Annotated in this window: 10 protein-coding genes; 2 read left to right on the forward strand and 8 right to left on the reverse strand. The window is 52.9% G+C overall.

Going from position 1 to position 14,478, the window contains the following annotated elements:
- Window positions 1–12: 12 nt before the first annotated feature.
- The 8 genes from NSU01_RS27510 to NSU01_RS27545 form a co-directional block, all read right to left on the reverse strand.
- Window positions 13–870 (reverse strand): carbohydrate ABC transporter permease, encoded by an 858-nt coding sequence (locus tag NSU01_RS27510; RefSeq protein WP_076245114.1) that lies wholly within the window; start codon window positions 868–870, stop codon window positions 13–15.
- Window positions 867–1,847, reverse strand: coding sequence for a sugar ABC transporter permease (locus NSU01_RS27515; protein WP_081970185.1), 981 nt, complete (start codon window positions 1,845–1,847; stop codon window positions 867–869). The genes NSU01_RS27510 and NSU01_RS27515 overlap by 4 nt, the downstream gene beginning before the upstream one ends.
- A 74-nt stretch (window positions 1,848–1,921) precedes the next feature.
- Entirely contained in the window at window positions 1,922–3,319 is a 1,398-nt protein-coding gene (locus NSU01_RS27520) for a sugar ABC transporter substrate-binding protein (RefSeq protein ID WP_052422056.1), read from the reverse strand.
- A gap of 132 nt (window positions 3,320–3,451) precedes the next feature.
- Entirely contained in the window at window positions 3,452–7,990 is a 4,539-nt protein-coding gene (locus tag NSU01_RS27525; protein WP_076245117.1) for a carbohydrate binding domain-containing protein, read from the reverse strand.
- A gap of 386 nt (window positions 7,991–8,376) precedes the next feature.
- The gene (locus tag NSU01_RS27530; protein WP_039300906.1) at window positions 8,377–8,586 is read right to left on the reverse strand and encodes a hypothetical protein; all 210 of its coding nucleotides are present in this window, start codon (window positions 8,584–8,586) and stop codon (window positions 8,377–8,379) included.
- A gap of 14 nt (window positions 8,587–8,600) precedes the next feature.
- On the reverse strand, window positions 8,601–9,122 hold the full coding sequence (locus NSU01_RS27535) for a PRC-barrel domain-containing protein (protein WP_039300903.1): 522 nt from the start codon (window positions 9,120–9,122) through the stop codon (window positions 8,601–8,603).
- An 88-nt stretch (window positions 9,123–9,210) separates the two neighbouring features.
- Window positions 9,211–10,362 (reverse strand): cysteine desulfurase family protein, encoded by a 1,152-nt coding sequence (locus NSU01_RS27540; RefSeq protein WP_042139499.1) that lies wholly within the window; start codon window positions 10,360–10,362, stop codon window positions 9,211–9,213.
- A 233-nt stretch (window positions 10,363–10,595) separates the two neighbouring features.
- On the reverse strand, window positions 10,596–11,084 hold the full coding sequence (locus tag NSU01_RS27545; protein ID WP_076245120.1) for a DUF523 domain-containing protein: 489 nt from the start codon (window positions 11,082–11,084) through the stop codon (window positions 10,596–10,598).
- A gap of 132 nt (window positions 11,085–11,216) precedes the next feature.
- On the opposite strand from NSU01_RS27545, the gene NSU01_RS27550 reads away from it, so the two are divergent.
- Window positions 11,217–11,900 carry an SOS response-associated peptidase gene (locus NSU01_RS27550; RefSeq protein ID WP_076245122.1) on the forward strand — a complete coding sequence of 228 codons (684 nt, stop codon included), beginning with the start codon at window positions 11,217–11,219 and terminating at the stop codon, window positions 11,898–11,900.
- Between the two features lie 255 nt (window positions 11,901–12,155).
- Complete coding sequence (locus NSU01_RS27555) at window positions 12,156–13,988, forward strand: alpha-glycosidase (protein ID WP_083705587.1); 1,833 nt, start codon at window positions 12,156–12,158, stop codon at window positions 13,986–13,988.
- The last annotated feature ends 490 nt before the right edge of the window (window positions 13,989–14,478 follow it).

Here is a 14,478-nt window from a genome sequence, read left to right on the forward strand (position 1 = left end):
GCATGCTGCGGGTCAGCCCTTGACGGCCCCCGCGGTCATACCGCTGATAAAGTATTTTTGCGTCATGAAGAATATGACCATGACCGGCACGGTTACAACCGTGGAGGCTGCCATCAGCAGATCGTAGCGGGTATTGTATTGGCCGACAAACAAGCGGATACCGACCGGAATCGTCTGTACATCCGAGCTGGTTGTCAAAACCCAGGCGAAGAGGAGCTCATCCCACGCGGTAAGGAAGATGAAGATGCCTGTCGCAATAATGCCGGGCAGAGACAACGGCAGAATGATTTTGTAGAAAGCCTGAAATTTCGTACAGCCGTCAATCGTAGCCGACTCTTCCAGATCTCTTGGAATTGAGACAAAGAAACTCCGCATAATCCAGATACTGATTGGGGTGTAGAACGCCGTGTAGACGAGAATCATTCCCCAGTACGTATTGATCATCGGCAAACCGAACGTATTCTTGATCCACAGGAACATCAGATAAATCGGGAACAGGAACATAATCCCCGGGATCAGCTGGGTGGATATGATACTCATGCTGAACAGCTTCGCTCCGGGAAAATCAAACCGGGCCAGCGCATACCCGGCCAGAACGGCAAAGGAGCCGGCAAGCAGGGTTGTCGCACCGCAGATCAGAAGGCTGTTGCGGAAATAGACGGCAAAATTAACGGTATCCCACATATTGATATAATTGACCCACTGCGGCTTCGGCAGGCTAAAGGTAGTGATACCGTTCAGAATTTGGTCATTAGAGTGCAAAGAGGTGAAGATCATCCACAAAATGGGGAATATCGTCAATACAACGATGACCCAGGTTAGTGAGGTCAGCAGGAACGAACTGACGGAACGTTTACGGTGTGTACTCATTGGGCATTCAACTCCGATCTAAAGGCGCGGTACCAGATACCGACGACCATCAGCATGGCAAACATCAGCATGATTGAAGCGGCAGAACCCGAACCGAAGGACCAATAACCGAAGGATTGGCGGGTCAAGGCTGTCATCAGGAGGTCTCCCCATTCCCCCGGATATCCGGCACCGTTGCCGAACATCGTGGAGACGATGTTGTAGGAGTACACATTGTTAATAATCTGGAATAAAAGCTGTACCGCAATAACCGGCTTAAGCATCGGCAGCGTCATGTTCCAGAACTGGCGGAACTTGCCCGCACCGTCAATGGTTGCCGCTTCATAGATATCTTCGGGAATAGTCTGGAGTCCAGCCAAGAAAATGACCATCAGGAACGGCCAGCCGCGCCAGATGGTTGGGATAATGATCGCCCAGATCGTATTCGGTCCCAGCAGCCAGAAAGGCTTCTCATTGAAGAGATGCAGGACATCGACCAGGAAATAGTTGATAATGCCTTCCTTCTGCCACATGAAACCCCAGAGCACACCGACCACATAAGACGGAACGACCCATGGGAGCAGCATGGCTGTACGGGCAATGCTGCGTCCGGGAAAATCACGGTTCAGCAGCAAGGCCATCATCAGGCCCATGATCATTACACCGATCGTTACAATGACTGAATAAATCGCGGTGTTGCGGATGGCAAAGTTGAGCCCCTGGCGGACCGGGTTATCGGTGTTGAACAACAGGCCAATATAATTGTCGATCCCAACAAACGGCGCCTTGAGATATTTGCCCAGTGTAAATTGGTTCAGCTTCAGGAATGACATCCAGAATCCCTGAATCATAGGGAGCAAATGCACCAACAGCATGAAAATGATGGTCGGCACCATCAGCATGTAAGCAAATTTATTCTCTCTGACCCGTTTGCGCCACAGTCCGCGCTTGTCGGAAGCAGCCTTCGCAGGCAGATTTTTTTCAGTATGGAGTCCCATCTCTTATCCCTCACTTTACTAATGGAAGAACCGCCGCACCCTATCGCGCGGCGGCATCCCCCTAATCCTCATAATTATTGGTTAATAATTGCTTTGACTTCGGCCGCTGCAGAATCCAGCTCTTGCTTGACGGTTTCTTCACTATATTTGCCCTTCACACCGGCGACAATATCCCAGATGTTGGCAAAATGCTTTTGCAGCGCCGTTTCCGTAGGTCCCCATTGAGGAATGGATGGATAGGTTCTTCCGTATTTCGTGGCTTCCGAGAATGCTTTCATGCTTGCATCCAGATCAGGCGATTCCAGAAGTGACAGTCGAGCCGGGAGCTGGCCGGATACGGCAGCATAAGCCTTCTGCGCTTCATCGCCAGTCAGGTACTTAATCAGATCCCAAGTCGCTTCCTTGTTCTTCGAGCCGCTGAATACGGTCAGCTCGCTGCCGCCGACGAAGGTAGCTTGTCCGCCCGGACCTGCCGGAAGCGGAGCCACCGCGAAGTTCTTGGCCGCTTTCTTGTCATCCATACCGCCGTTTGCTTTCGGTGTCGCAAAGTTCTTGGCGAGCCAAGGGCCGGAGATAATGACCGCCGATTTACCGTCGCCGAAGTCGCTCTCAATCTGAGACGAATTCTTCTCAAGCGAAGATTTATCCACAAGGCCTTCAGCGGCAAGTCCGGTGTAGAACATCACGCCGTCAAGCCCCTTCTCTTCGTTGAAGGCAACATTTTTGTTATCCTCCGAGAGAACATCGCCGCCTGCAGCCCAGATCCAAGGGAAGATATTATGCACTACGTTCCAGTCGTTTTTACCCGGAAGTCCGAGTGCAGCGATCTTTTTGCCGTCAACGGTCTGTCCGTTGACCGCTTGCAGCGCGCTTTTGAAGGAATCCCAATCCTTGAAGGCTGTGGCTGTATCAACCCCGGCTTGCTTGAATACATCTGTCCGGTAGTAGATAGCACGTGCATCTACGAACCAAGGTACTCCGTAGACTTCACTGTCGCCCGCGATAGAGGTAGTCTGCCAGATTGCCGGCAGGAAGGCTTCGGCGCCGCCCACATCAGCTACCTTATCCGTTACTTTATCAATGCCCCCCATGCTGGCGATAGCAGGGACCCAGGTCGAGCCGAGCTGAAGCAAATCCGGGCCTTCGCCGCTTGTAGCCGCCGTTGTAATCTTGGTCCAGGCGGACCCCCAGTCCAGCACGGTTACCTTAACGGTGACATTCGTATGCTCCTTCAGGTAAGGATCAAGCGTCTTCAGGAAGTCAGCATCCGGCTTGGGACTGTTCGGCATCACCCACGCGTTCAGGGTAACAGGGTCCGTGCTTGGCGTTGCAGGAGCGGCAGTTGCACTGGATACTTCTTTCTTTTCTCCGTTGTTAGCCGAACTTGATTGATTGTTATTGCCTCCACATCCGCTGACCACTACTGAAAATGCCATGAGTAGTGCGGTGATGGATACTGCTGTCTTTTTCACAATAAATCTCCCCCATTGTCGTTTGAAAATCACGGAGAACGGCTGCCCGTCCTCCATGTATTGATTATAAAAGTGTTTCTTGCCGGTCTAAATACCAAATCGCAAGCCTGGATAACAAATTCTAAAGCTTGTTCAGGGTGCTGCTACGGTTCCGTTATTCATAAGCACAATATCATCGATATCCACCGCAAGCTGACCCGTGCCGCCATCCTTAATGTTGCCCAGCTCGAACGAAATGCGGCCGATAGAGGTACTGTCTCCGGCAACGTCGAATTCCAGGGTATATTCGGTGTATTCCGTACCCAAATCAACAATCTTGCTTGTGTACCCGTGCCAGGTGTAATTATTCGCCACATCCAGCCAGCCGATGCTGATATTCATTTTGCGCTTAAGATCCGCCTTGGCCTTGAAGGTAAGTGTATAATGATTGCCTTCGTTGTAAGCGACTCCCTCATAAAAGACCTGCCGGTCCCAGCTGTTCGTTCCTGTGGAACCTACCTTTATCTTCAGCGCCCCATTCACATTGTCAATGGATAACTCGCCGCTGTCGGAGGAGAAGCTGCTCCAGCCCTTAAGCGGAGCGGAGAAGTCTCCGTTCGGAATCAGATTCTCCCCGTACGCCTCACCTGCCATGACCGGGCTCACCTGCAGCAGGGAAATATTGCTCAGTCTAACCGTATGCTCTCCCAGCAGCTCGTTAACCTTGCCCAGACTGAACTGCAGCACAGCAGCGGGATCGCTTGCCGGAGCAGTGAACAGATATTCATAATGTCCGCCCGCTTCGCTCAGACTTACTGTCTCGTTCGTATAAGGGGTCCAATCGTTGTCTGTAGTGCCGTCATGCTGAACCAGCACCCGTATCTCCCGGTCCATGGAGGCATCGGCATCGAAGCGAAGCAGATATTTCTTGCCTTGCTCTACGGGTATCGCTCCTTGCTTCACCTGTACATTCCAGTCGTCATCACCGGTGCCGCCAAGGTCAACCCGCAGTGCACCGTACACAGCGTTCATTACGGTGTTCTTCACCGGATTACTGTCCCAGTCCCTCTTGTACAGCGTCCAGCCTTCGGTAGAATCACCCTTGAAGCTGCCGTTCACCACCAGCTCGCGGGTCAGATCCAGCCAAGCCAGATTGTAGCCGCTGCCGCCAAGACGGAAGTAATAGGTTCCGGCAGGCAGCTCAAGCGGTGCCCCGATGATTGCGCGGTAGGAATGAGGTCCTCCGGTATCTCCGATTGCCGTACTATAGACAGAGGTCGTCACTACACTCTGTTTGCCGGCATCCAGCACCGACAGCGTAAGCTCCGAATCTGCTCGTACACTGGATACCCGGGTTACCGGAACAATACTGGCGGCCTGAGGGAGAACCACTTTGTATTCCACATAGTCGCCCTGGTGCATATCCGTGATGTCCTTGCCGCCTTCGCCGCTCGGAATCAGGCCGGTACCCGATGTTCTCCAGTACTGGTCGCCCCGCAGATGCAGGTAATCGTTCATTACAGGCGGATCAACCATCCGAACCAGACGCACATTGTCGATCTCGGTCTGCCCCGGAGTCTGGCCCAGAAGGAACGATAATGCCGCTTCTGTACCGGACCCGCCAGACAGCGCTATTTCCGCTGTATAGCTCTTCCACTCCGTTGTCAGCGTGAAGGTAGACCCGTCAGGATAGACGGTCTTCCCATCGCCGCCGTCCAGCTTGATGCCAACCGGCAACTCCTGCTCCGATCTCGCCTCAAACGCAAGCTGATAGACTCCGCCGGCTGTCACAGGGATTCCTGTCTGGATGAGCGTCACATCCTCAGCCGAGCCTCCGGCTTTCTGGACATCTGCCTTGAATTCGCGCTTCATCAGCGGCAGCTCCAGGACATTGGTTACACTGGCCTTCGCAGCAGCTCCCGATTCCGGCTTAACGGCGAAGCTCCAATAACCCAGCCGCCCTTCTCCCAGCTCGAATCCGCCATTGTAGATCAGGTTGCCGTCAGACAACGGAGTACGTACCACTGGCAGGGGCTGCGTCTCCACCACTCGAACGTTAGCGAAATAGGCGGCAATATCGCTCAGTCCCAGATTGAACTCGAACCGGACATTATTGTCGGAATTCTGGGCCATGGTAAAGGTATACTCAAATGACTGCCAGTCCGGCGAAAGCTGGAAATTTCGTTCCTTGGAATACGCCGTCCATCCTCCGCCGAATTCGGTCAGCTTGCTCATCAGCGGACGGTTTGCGTCTGCTTTGGCATCAAAAGTCACTTTGTAGGCTTTGCCCTTCTCCAGCAGAAGCGGCTTCTGGGTGAGCTGAATGGAATAATTCTGCGTTCCAGCCTGCTCGACGGCAACCTTCACTGCCGCACCCTTATCCTTGTCTTCAATGACCGAGGCTGTTCCCTCACCACCTGCATTCTTGATCATTTCCCAGTATTCCGGCAGGCCGTCCGCTGCTACCGCACCCTCGAACTCCCCGTTATAGATCTGATTGCCGTCAGCCAGGGCAGGACGCTGCGGAGTCGAGAGCTCCGGATTCGTTGGACGCTGTCCTGTCACATCAGGCCATTGATCCAGGTTCTTGTACTTGTAGACCCGGACATAATCTACATACATCTCGTCGGACTTGAAGTCAGCTGCCGGATTCCCCGGCCAGTCACCGCCTACCGCCAGATTAAGAATCATATAAAACGGCCGGTCAAACGGTGCGGGGTACGTATAGTAATCCGGCTGGCCCTCACTTTTGGTTCCCCAATCGCTCGTTTCAAAATACATTTTACCGTCCACGTAATACCGAATCAGGCCCGGAAGCCATTCAAGCGTGAAATCATGAAAATCGTCAGCGAACGTCTTGCCTTCCGGTAGAACGTAGGTCTTGGACTGGGACATATGCGGGATGTCGTAATGAAGTGAGCCGTGCACGGTTCTTGGATACAGATCCGCCTTCTCCTTATCCCCGGCTACCGGTCCTGTTAATTCCATAATGTCCATCTCGCCGCTTCCGGGCCAAGGTCCATATTGCTTCTCTTCATCCGTTGGCATCATCCAGATGGCCGGCCACATTCCCTGCTGAATCGGCAGCTTGGCGCGCACCGTGAATTTGCCGTAGGTCCAGTCGCCCTTCAGCTTGGAGGTCAGCTTGGCCGATGTATACTCTTTTCCGCCGTAAGCCTCCTTCCGCGCTTCCAGCGCCAGTACGCTGTGTCCGCTCTCTGTTGTAAGTGAAGCGTTGCCCGGATGATAATATTCCAGCTCGTTATTGTATACCGTTCCGGTATCCTGGACATTCCATTTGGTCTCATCTATGGAGCTGCCGTCGAATTCGTCATTCCAGACCAGCTCCCATGGATTGTCTTGGGTTGGCGGAGTAACCGCCGGCGTTGCTGTCGGCGTTGCCCCAGGTGTCGCTGTTGGAGCAGGTGTCATAAGTGCAGGCGTTGGCGTTGACATCGCTCCGCCTGAACTCCCGCCACTCCCCGCAGAGGTGGCGGCTGCACTTGCCTGTGGTGTGGCTCCATTGCCGGACAAGCCCCGAAGCGTCTCACCTGCCTTGAGCGCTAGGCCGTTGAGAAGCACACGATCCGCTTGGGTCTCAAGCAAGCCGATGTCTCCCCGGTTCACAATCTCTGATCCGGCAGCGCCGGGACCGATAATCAGTGCTTCCACCCTTGTGCCGGCCCCAATCTCAACCTTGGCCGGCTGGAGCAATTCAATCCGGGCTACGGTGCTGCTATCCTCCAGAACGAGCCGTACCGGTGCTTTGGGCTTGTTCAGCTTGATCTGCCCCAGTGAAGATTTACGGAAAACTACCGAATGGTCACCGCCTCCAGAGATATGAGTGGTTCCCTGCACCTTGATTCCCGAGAACGTTACTTCTCCCTCTCCTACTCCGGCAGTCACATAGAGATTTCCGTTAACCGGCCCGTTCTCGATCTGCACATTCGCCCGGTTGACTATCACATTGCCAGACACCCTGCCAATCGAATGGCTTCCTTCGCCTGAGCTGATCCACCCGATCATCCGGCCCAGCAGCTCCGCCAGTTCAGCCCGGGTCATCTGCGTCTGCGGATTCAGCTTGCCATCCGGCCCGCCGCGCAGGTAGCCTGCGTCAAGCATGGCACTCACTGCTTCCCGGGCATAGTCGCTGACCGCTGACCCGTCAGGCTGCGCAGCCAGCGTAGTTTGCGAGGCCGCCTCCAGGCCGAAAGCCCGGCTCAGCATCGTCATGGCCTCCTGCCGGGTTACAGCTGCTCCCGGCTGAAACCGTCCGTCCGCGTAACCTTGGATTATGCCTGCTGCACTAACCCCGCCCACATCCTTGGCATACCAGGAAGAAGCGCTTACATCACTGAACACAGCCGTTCCCGGAGCTGAGTAACGAAACACACGGCCCAGGATAACCGCTATCTCTGCGCGTGAGATTGCACGGCTTGGTCCAAATCTCCCCTGCCCGTTCCCTTGCAGGATTCCGGCGGCTGCCAGCCTGTCCACCGCCGGCGAAGCCCAGTGCTGATTCATATCGGCAAATGCTGCCTTTCCGGCTGCAATAGCGCTGCTTGCTCCTGCGGCTGATACGGGAAGCTCTTCCAGTCCCTCTGCTCCTGCCACTCCCGTGTTTCCCGGAAGCTGAATCCCTGACAGCAGCATACCCGCAATCAGCAACTTGGATATTCCTTTACGGTACATTTCAATATTCCCCCTTATGCAGAACCTTGCAGAATCCGGCGTTGCCGCCAGTCGATTTCAGTATAGAGCCCGTATCCCGGAGGCGACATACCAATTCGTTAGCACATATAACAAAGATGCAACTTCCGCATTTATAGGAGAAGTTATCCTGTAAACAGACGCTGTCCAGGGTCCACACACAACAAAAACCAGCCAATCCTGGTCCAGGATTGGCTGGTTTTTGTGTTGCAGAAGATTGAAGAACCGTTACGTGGAACACCCACCGCAGGCTTGCGGATCTCCTGCTTAAGAGCAAACAAGGCTGACCCAGGCATCCATTCGACGCTTTGAGGTCAGCCCCACGGCGAATCTATGTAACTTTATCCGGGAATGAATCAGGCTAATGATCAGGAGGATGCATGGATCTGCGGGAAATCCTGTGCAACATCTTCACCCGAGAACAGATCGTCAAGCGAACTGAGCGTGCCATCTTCTTCAACCTGATAAACCGACATTTTCTCGCCGTTGACCGTTAGTTCGATGAAACAGCCCCAGCAATAGAACTGGTGGGAACCGATCTTGCCGATATCCTTGGAGTTGCAGTTTGGACACTTCATATAATACATTCCACCTATCCGTTAACAATATTAATGGCTTTTTGAAGCCGTTCTTCGCTCATCGCAGGAACCAGTACCGAATTCTCCCCGATAGACATTCCTTCAGAACAAGGCAGCCATTTGCGGCCTTCGATCAAATCAGTTACAAGCCCGTCACTGATTTCCAGCGCTACTATTGTGTTTCCCATCTTTTGGTCAAAATAAACATCCGATATTCGTCCAAGTATCGTTCCGGATGCTGTAAGCACCTGCAAATCCTTCAACTTGTTCTTTCCCAAGAGGAAAGTATAGGGTATATGGTCAGCGTCGGTCTTAATAATCGACTCTTTATTGCGGATCATGACAGCATCTTCGCCATAAGCGACAATATCATCCCATGCCACAACTTTCACATGACTGGAGAAAAAAGTTTTGCTTTCCAGTTCAATACCCGTAATGTTCCAGTTTGAATCCAGTCCAATATCGATTATTTCACCGACTTCAGTACCTTCTTCAACTTCATATACGGTGAGGCCAATCATATCTTGAAGTTTCATGGCGTCCAAAGTCCCCTCACCTTAAATAGTACTTACGAGTTCCCTGAGGCTAGAAACCTTCCAAACGGATGCCAGACCGCAAAAATGCCTAGTCTTTAGTACGCAGCCGGTTTAAGATGGTTCCAACTTTTTGGGCAACAACCTGCATTTCTTCATTAGTATTACCCAAACCTGTACTAAAGCGAATCGCCGAGTTCAAAAGTTCTTCCGGAAGCTTCATCGCCTGCAGGACATGCGAGATTTCCAGAGAGCCCGAGGTGCAGGCTGAACCGCTGGCGGCCGCAATCCGCTCCATATCGAGATTCATCAGCAGCACATCTGTCTTCGCACCCGGGAAGCTTACATTTAGAATTCCGGGCACCGTCTGCTGTTCATTTCCGTTAATTACATATCCGCCGGCTCCGGCATGCTTGTCCAGCTCCTGCAGCAGTGTACTCCGCAGACTGACAGCCTGCTCATGATGCTCCGCAAGTCCGCCTACAGCCAGCTCTACCGCTGTAGCGAAGCCGGCTGTACTGGCCAGGCTCTCCGTACCTGCCCGTCTGCCGCGCTCTTGAAGTCCGCCATGTTGCCTTGGCTGCAGCGGTGCTCCCCGCCGGACATACAAACCGCCAATTCCCTGCGGACCGCCAATCTTGTGGGCCGAGAAGCTCATATAGTCGACAGGCAGCTCGCGGAGCACCATAGGTAGCGTGCCCAGGGCTTGTACAGCATCCACGTGAAAAAGAATGCCCCGCCCGGCCGCCAATCTGCCAATCTCTTCTATAGGCTGTACAGTTCCCACTTCATTATTCACAAACATTACGCTAATCAATACTGTATCCTCACGCAGGGCAGACTCCACATCCCTCAGAGAGACAAGTCCTGTGGAATCTACGGGAAGATAAGTAACCTCGAAGCCCTGTTGCTCCAGTTGTCCGCATGTATGCAATACCGCATGATGTTCGACTGCTGTGGTAATAATATGTTTACCCTTATGAATAGAGGCATAGGCTGCGCCGAACAGGGCGAGATTATCGCTCTCTGTACCGCCGCTGGTGAACACCCACTCATCAGGGGAACAGCCCAAAAAGCCCGCGATCCTGTCGCGCGCTCCGTTTACGATTCTTTTGGCCGACCGTCCGAACTGGTGTACACTGGACGCATTGCCATACTGGTTCAATAACATATTGTACATAACCATAGCCACCTCCGGATGAACCGGTGTTGAGGCGGCGTGGTCCAAATAGATGGGTTTCATAACGAGATTCTCCGCTTCTTGAAATTCAGGATTTTCTTAAAATATAAGAATTTATATGCTTCACACGATAATTTATCCTTCTATTTCTCGCTGAAACGGTACCGTCCTTGAGAGAACGGCAAGGCCGTTTCCACTTGCAGGACTACTCAATTATACTGCTGAACAAGCCCTTTTACCACCTGTTAATAAACACAATATTGTAACATTTGTCCATGGAGTATTATTGGGAAAAACTATGGCTTGGCCGGTTCGTCAGCCCCGAGTTCTTGCAACCGCGCAGCCAGCTGCTCCTCGGAGATCACTTCAATGCCGTGCAGCCGCAAGAGCGCTGAGGTTACACCTTCTCCCGGCACCTTCACACCGGCAAATTCTCCGTTATAGATCATGGAACTGCCGCAGGACGGGCTGTTCTCCTTGAGCACCACCAGAGTTGCCGATAAGCTACTTGCCTGCTCCAGTGCGGCATAGGCTCCCTTTATATACATTGCAGTTACATCATTGCCTGTTCTGTCGATCACCCGGGCCTGGCCTTCCAGTACATCCCTGCCATTGCCGCCTATGATCTCAGCCGGTTCCCGGGGAGTAGAGAAGCCGCCCATCAGTTCAGGACATACGGCAACCGCCTGCTGATTGTCCAGCAGACGCTGGATACCCGGATTCAGACAATCCGTGCCGTTATATCTAACCTTCATTCCGGCCAGGCAGGAACTTACGATAATCATAGCCGCCGCCCCTCCTTCACAATCCTTAAGTTTCTTCCTCTATAATGTAATGCTATCATGAGAAATATAGGCAGCATAGCACGAAGCGGCTATGCTGTAAACTGGCAGCCACTAAAGGGAGGCACGGGCAAAATGTGCGGAAGATATACGATTACCGTAACACTGGAAGAGCTGATGACCAGGTATTTCACCGGCGATCCTTCCTTCGACCATTATGCACCGAAGTTCAACGCGGCTCCGATGCAGTATATTCCGGCTGTTATTCATGATGGCAAGCGCAATAAGCTTGGCCAGCTGCGCTGGGGGCTTCTGCCTTCCTGGTCCAAGGAGGATAAGAACGCTGCGAAGCTAATCAATGCCCGCAGTGAATCGCTGCTGGAGAAAGCTTCATTTAAAGGGCTTGTATCGTCCCGCCGCTGCATCATTCCGGCAGACGGCTTCTATGATTGGCAGGTCAAGGAGAGCGGCAAGCAGCCGCTGCGCATCACCTTGCGGGACGGACAGCTCTTCTCCATGGCCGGCCTGTATGATATCTGGACAGATCCAAGCGGCCACAAAATCGCCACCTGCACCATCATCACCACAGCTGCGAACAGCCTCATGGAGGAGATTCATGACCGGATGCCGGTCATTCTGGGCAAGGACGCGGAAGCACAGTGGCTGGACCGCAGCAATCAGGATATCCCCTCCCTGATGAAGCTGCTGCAGCCTTATGATGCAAGGCAGATGCTGGCTTATCCGGTCTCGTCCGCAGTGGGCAATGTGCGTAATGACTACCGGGAGCTGATTAACAGAGCCGGGGCAGATGCCATATAGGCTGCATCACTCTATCCGGGTATTATCTGCCGGTCATCCATCTGCTGACCGGCAGTTGTTTTGACCAGCTGAGGCTGTATGATTCGGAAATCCCCACCTTTGTAAGCTCTCTATCCCCGCTCCCGCTCACCCACTATTTTCCATCCCATGACCCTTCCATCTGGTGTTTAATTCCTATTTATCCCGGGTATTAACTAAAGCTCATAATTCATTCGTTATTATATCCATTCATTATTGATCCCAGGAGGAATAGACATGGCTATCAGCAGACATGCACTGACATCAGCAACAGCACCAGGCACCTCCATTGAGCTTGAGTGCCTCTATCATTCTCCGCAGGGCAAATGGGCCTATGCTTATAACAGCACTACCTTTCACCTGCGTCTGCGCAGCAAAAGGAATAATGTGAAACGGGTATTTGCGCTAACGGGCGATAAATACGATTGGGAGCATCATCATCAGGAGTTGGAAATGCTCAAGGTGGGTTCAGATGCCTATTTCGATTACTGGGAAGCTGAGGTAACGCCCGAACGCAAACGTTTCTCCTACGGCTTCCGCCTGGAAACGGATGCGGAGACGGTATGGATGGTTGAATCCGGCTTCTATAGGAAAGAGCAGCCTACGCCTCCCGGAGGCTATTATGAAATGCCTTATATTCACGAGGTGGATCTGCTGCATGTTCCGGAATGGGCGAAGTCCGCGGTCTTCTATCAGATCATGCCGGACCGGTTCGCCAACGGCGATCCGGCGAATGATCCTGAAGGAACGCTCGAATGGGGCGCTACGCCGGCGAATGACAGCTTTTTTGGCGGAGACCTGCAGGGCATTATCGACCATCTGGATTATATTGTTGAGCTTGGCGTAACGGCGCTATATCTGACACCTATCTTCCAGGCTCCCAGCAACCATAAATACGATACGGTAGACTACGGAACGATCGACTCCAGCTTCGGGGATTTGGAGCTGCTGAAGCAGCTGGTCAGCCTGGCCCATTCCAAAGGGCTTAAGGTAGTGCTGGATGCCGTCTTCAACCATACAAGCGCGGAGTTTCCGCCATTCAAGGATGTAATTGAACATGGGGCAGCCTCCAAATACGCCAATTGGTTTCATATCTATGATTATCCGGTTAAAGCCGAAGGTGACAATCCCAATTACGATACGTTTGGCTTCTTCGCCGGGATGCCCAAGCTGAATACGGCCAACCCGGAAACCAAAGAATATCTGCTGGATATCACCCGCTTCTGGCTCAGTGAGGTTCAAATCGACGGCTGGCGGCTGGATGTGGCGAATGAGGTGGACCATGTATTCTGGCGCGAATTCCGCCAGGCGGTCAAAGAGATTAACCCGGAGGCGTTCATCATCGGTGAGGTATGGAGCGACTCCCTCAACTGGCTGCAGGGGGATCAGTTCGATTCCGTAATGAACTATCCTTTCTCTGACCGGCTGCTGGAGTACTTCCGGGGAGAGGAGATAAATCCGGCAGCCTTCGCCTCCCATATCTACGGACTGCTGATGCGTTACCCGCGGCAGGCAAATGAAGTACTGTTCAATCTTCTCGCCAGCCACGATACTCCCAGAGTCCTTACCCGGCTGGGCGGGGATACCCGGAGACTGAAACTGACAGTCACCTTCCTGCTTACTTTTACCGGAACCCCGTGTATCTTCTATGGAGATGAAATCGGACTTACGGGAGAAGATGACCCGGATTGCCGTAAATGTATGATCTGGGAGGAGGACCGTCAGGACCGTGAGCTATTCAGCTTCTATCAGCGCATGATTGCCCTGCGCAAGGAACATGAGGTACTGCGTACCGGTCACTTCCGTTTCCTGCAGAGTGATGCAGATAGCCGGGGCCTCGTGTATGAACGGTTTGATGACAACAGCCGCTTTACCGTCTGGATGAACAATTCCAGCGAACCGTTAACCCTTCAGCAATCATTCACCGGGGGCAGCTGGCAGGACGCCTTCAGCGGTGAGCCGGTGGAGATGGACGGCGATGGAATCAGCATTACGCTGGAGCCGCTGGGGTTCCGGATACTGCGGAGTGTGGCTGAGGCTGCGGATGATGGTGCGAAGCCTGAGAATTAATTGACCCGGCAGGCTGCCAAAAAAGGAGGTGTTCCCGGAGCCATTACTGGCTGCAGGGACACCTCCTTTGCATGCTGGACAGCGACGTTTGCAGCTAAGAACGCCGCCGCACTGTAATCGCAGGGACCTTTCGGCCGCTCACTTCATCGTTTCCGTACTCGCGCACACTATTCGGTTGCTCACTTTGCCGATTCTCCTCACTGCCTGGACAAACATATAGTCGCCTCGCACTTCGTATACCGTTTCGCGACTCAAGTTCGCCGTACGCACCTGTAGACACTTGTTGGTCGCCAGTTTTGCCACACCGCCCGAAATAAGTGGATTTTCAGCATCTATTCATCCCTTGGAATTCACTTTACGGGTAACAAGTGGATTAACGTCACTTATTTCCATCCCATTCCCCGTTATTAGGCAGCGTTAGTGAATATAAGTGTCGTTTATCCAACTAATCCTGCGCAAACAGCAAATCCCCCAACTTTAGATGTCGTTT

The organism is Paenibacillus sp. FSL H8-0259 (assembly GCF_037963255.1).
Classification (GTDB): Bacteria; Bacillota; Bacilli; order Paenibacillales; family Paenibacillaceae; genus Paenibacillus_AQ; species Paenibacillus_AQ phytohabitans.

Coding starts and splice junctions, on each gene's coding strand:
- NSU01_RS27510 (WP_076245114.1), bottom strand. CDS start 870: ATGAGTACACACCGTAAACGTTCCGTCAGTTCGTTCCTGCTGACCTCA.
- NSU01_RS27515 (WP_081970185.1), bottom strand. CDS start 1,847: ATGGGACTCCATACTGAAAAAAATCTGCCTGCGAAGGCTGCTTCCGAC.
- NSU01_RS27525 (WP_076245117.1), bottom strand. CDS start 7,990: ATGTACCGTAAAGGAATATCCAAGTTGCTGATTGCGGGTATGCTGCTG.
- NSU01_RS27530 (WP_039300906.1), bottom strand. CDS start 8,586: ATGAAGTGTCCAAACTGCAACTCCAAGGATATCGGCAAGATCGGTTCC.
- NSU01_RS27535 (WP_039300903.1), bottom strand. CDS start 9,122: ATGAAACTTCAAGATATGATTGGCCTCACCGTATATGAAGTTGAAGAA.
- NSU01_RS27540 (WP_042139499.1), bottom strand. CDS start 10,362: ATGAAACCCATCTATTTGGACCACGCCGCCTCAACACCGGTTCATCCG.
- NSU01_RS27545 (WP_076245120.1), bottom strand. CDS start 11,084: ATGATTATCGTAAGTTCCTGCCTGGCCGGAATGAAGGTTAGATATAAC.
- NSU01_RS27550 (WP_076245122.1), top strand. CDS start 11,217: ATGTGCGGAAGATATACGATTACCGTAACACTGGAAGAGCTGATGACC.
- NSU01_RS27555 (WP_083705587.1), top strand. CDS start 12,156: ATGGCTATCAGCAGACATGCACTGACATCAGCAACAGCACCAGGCACC.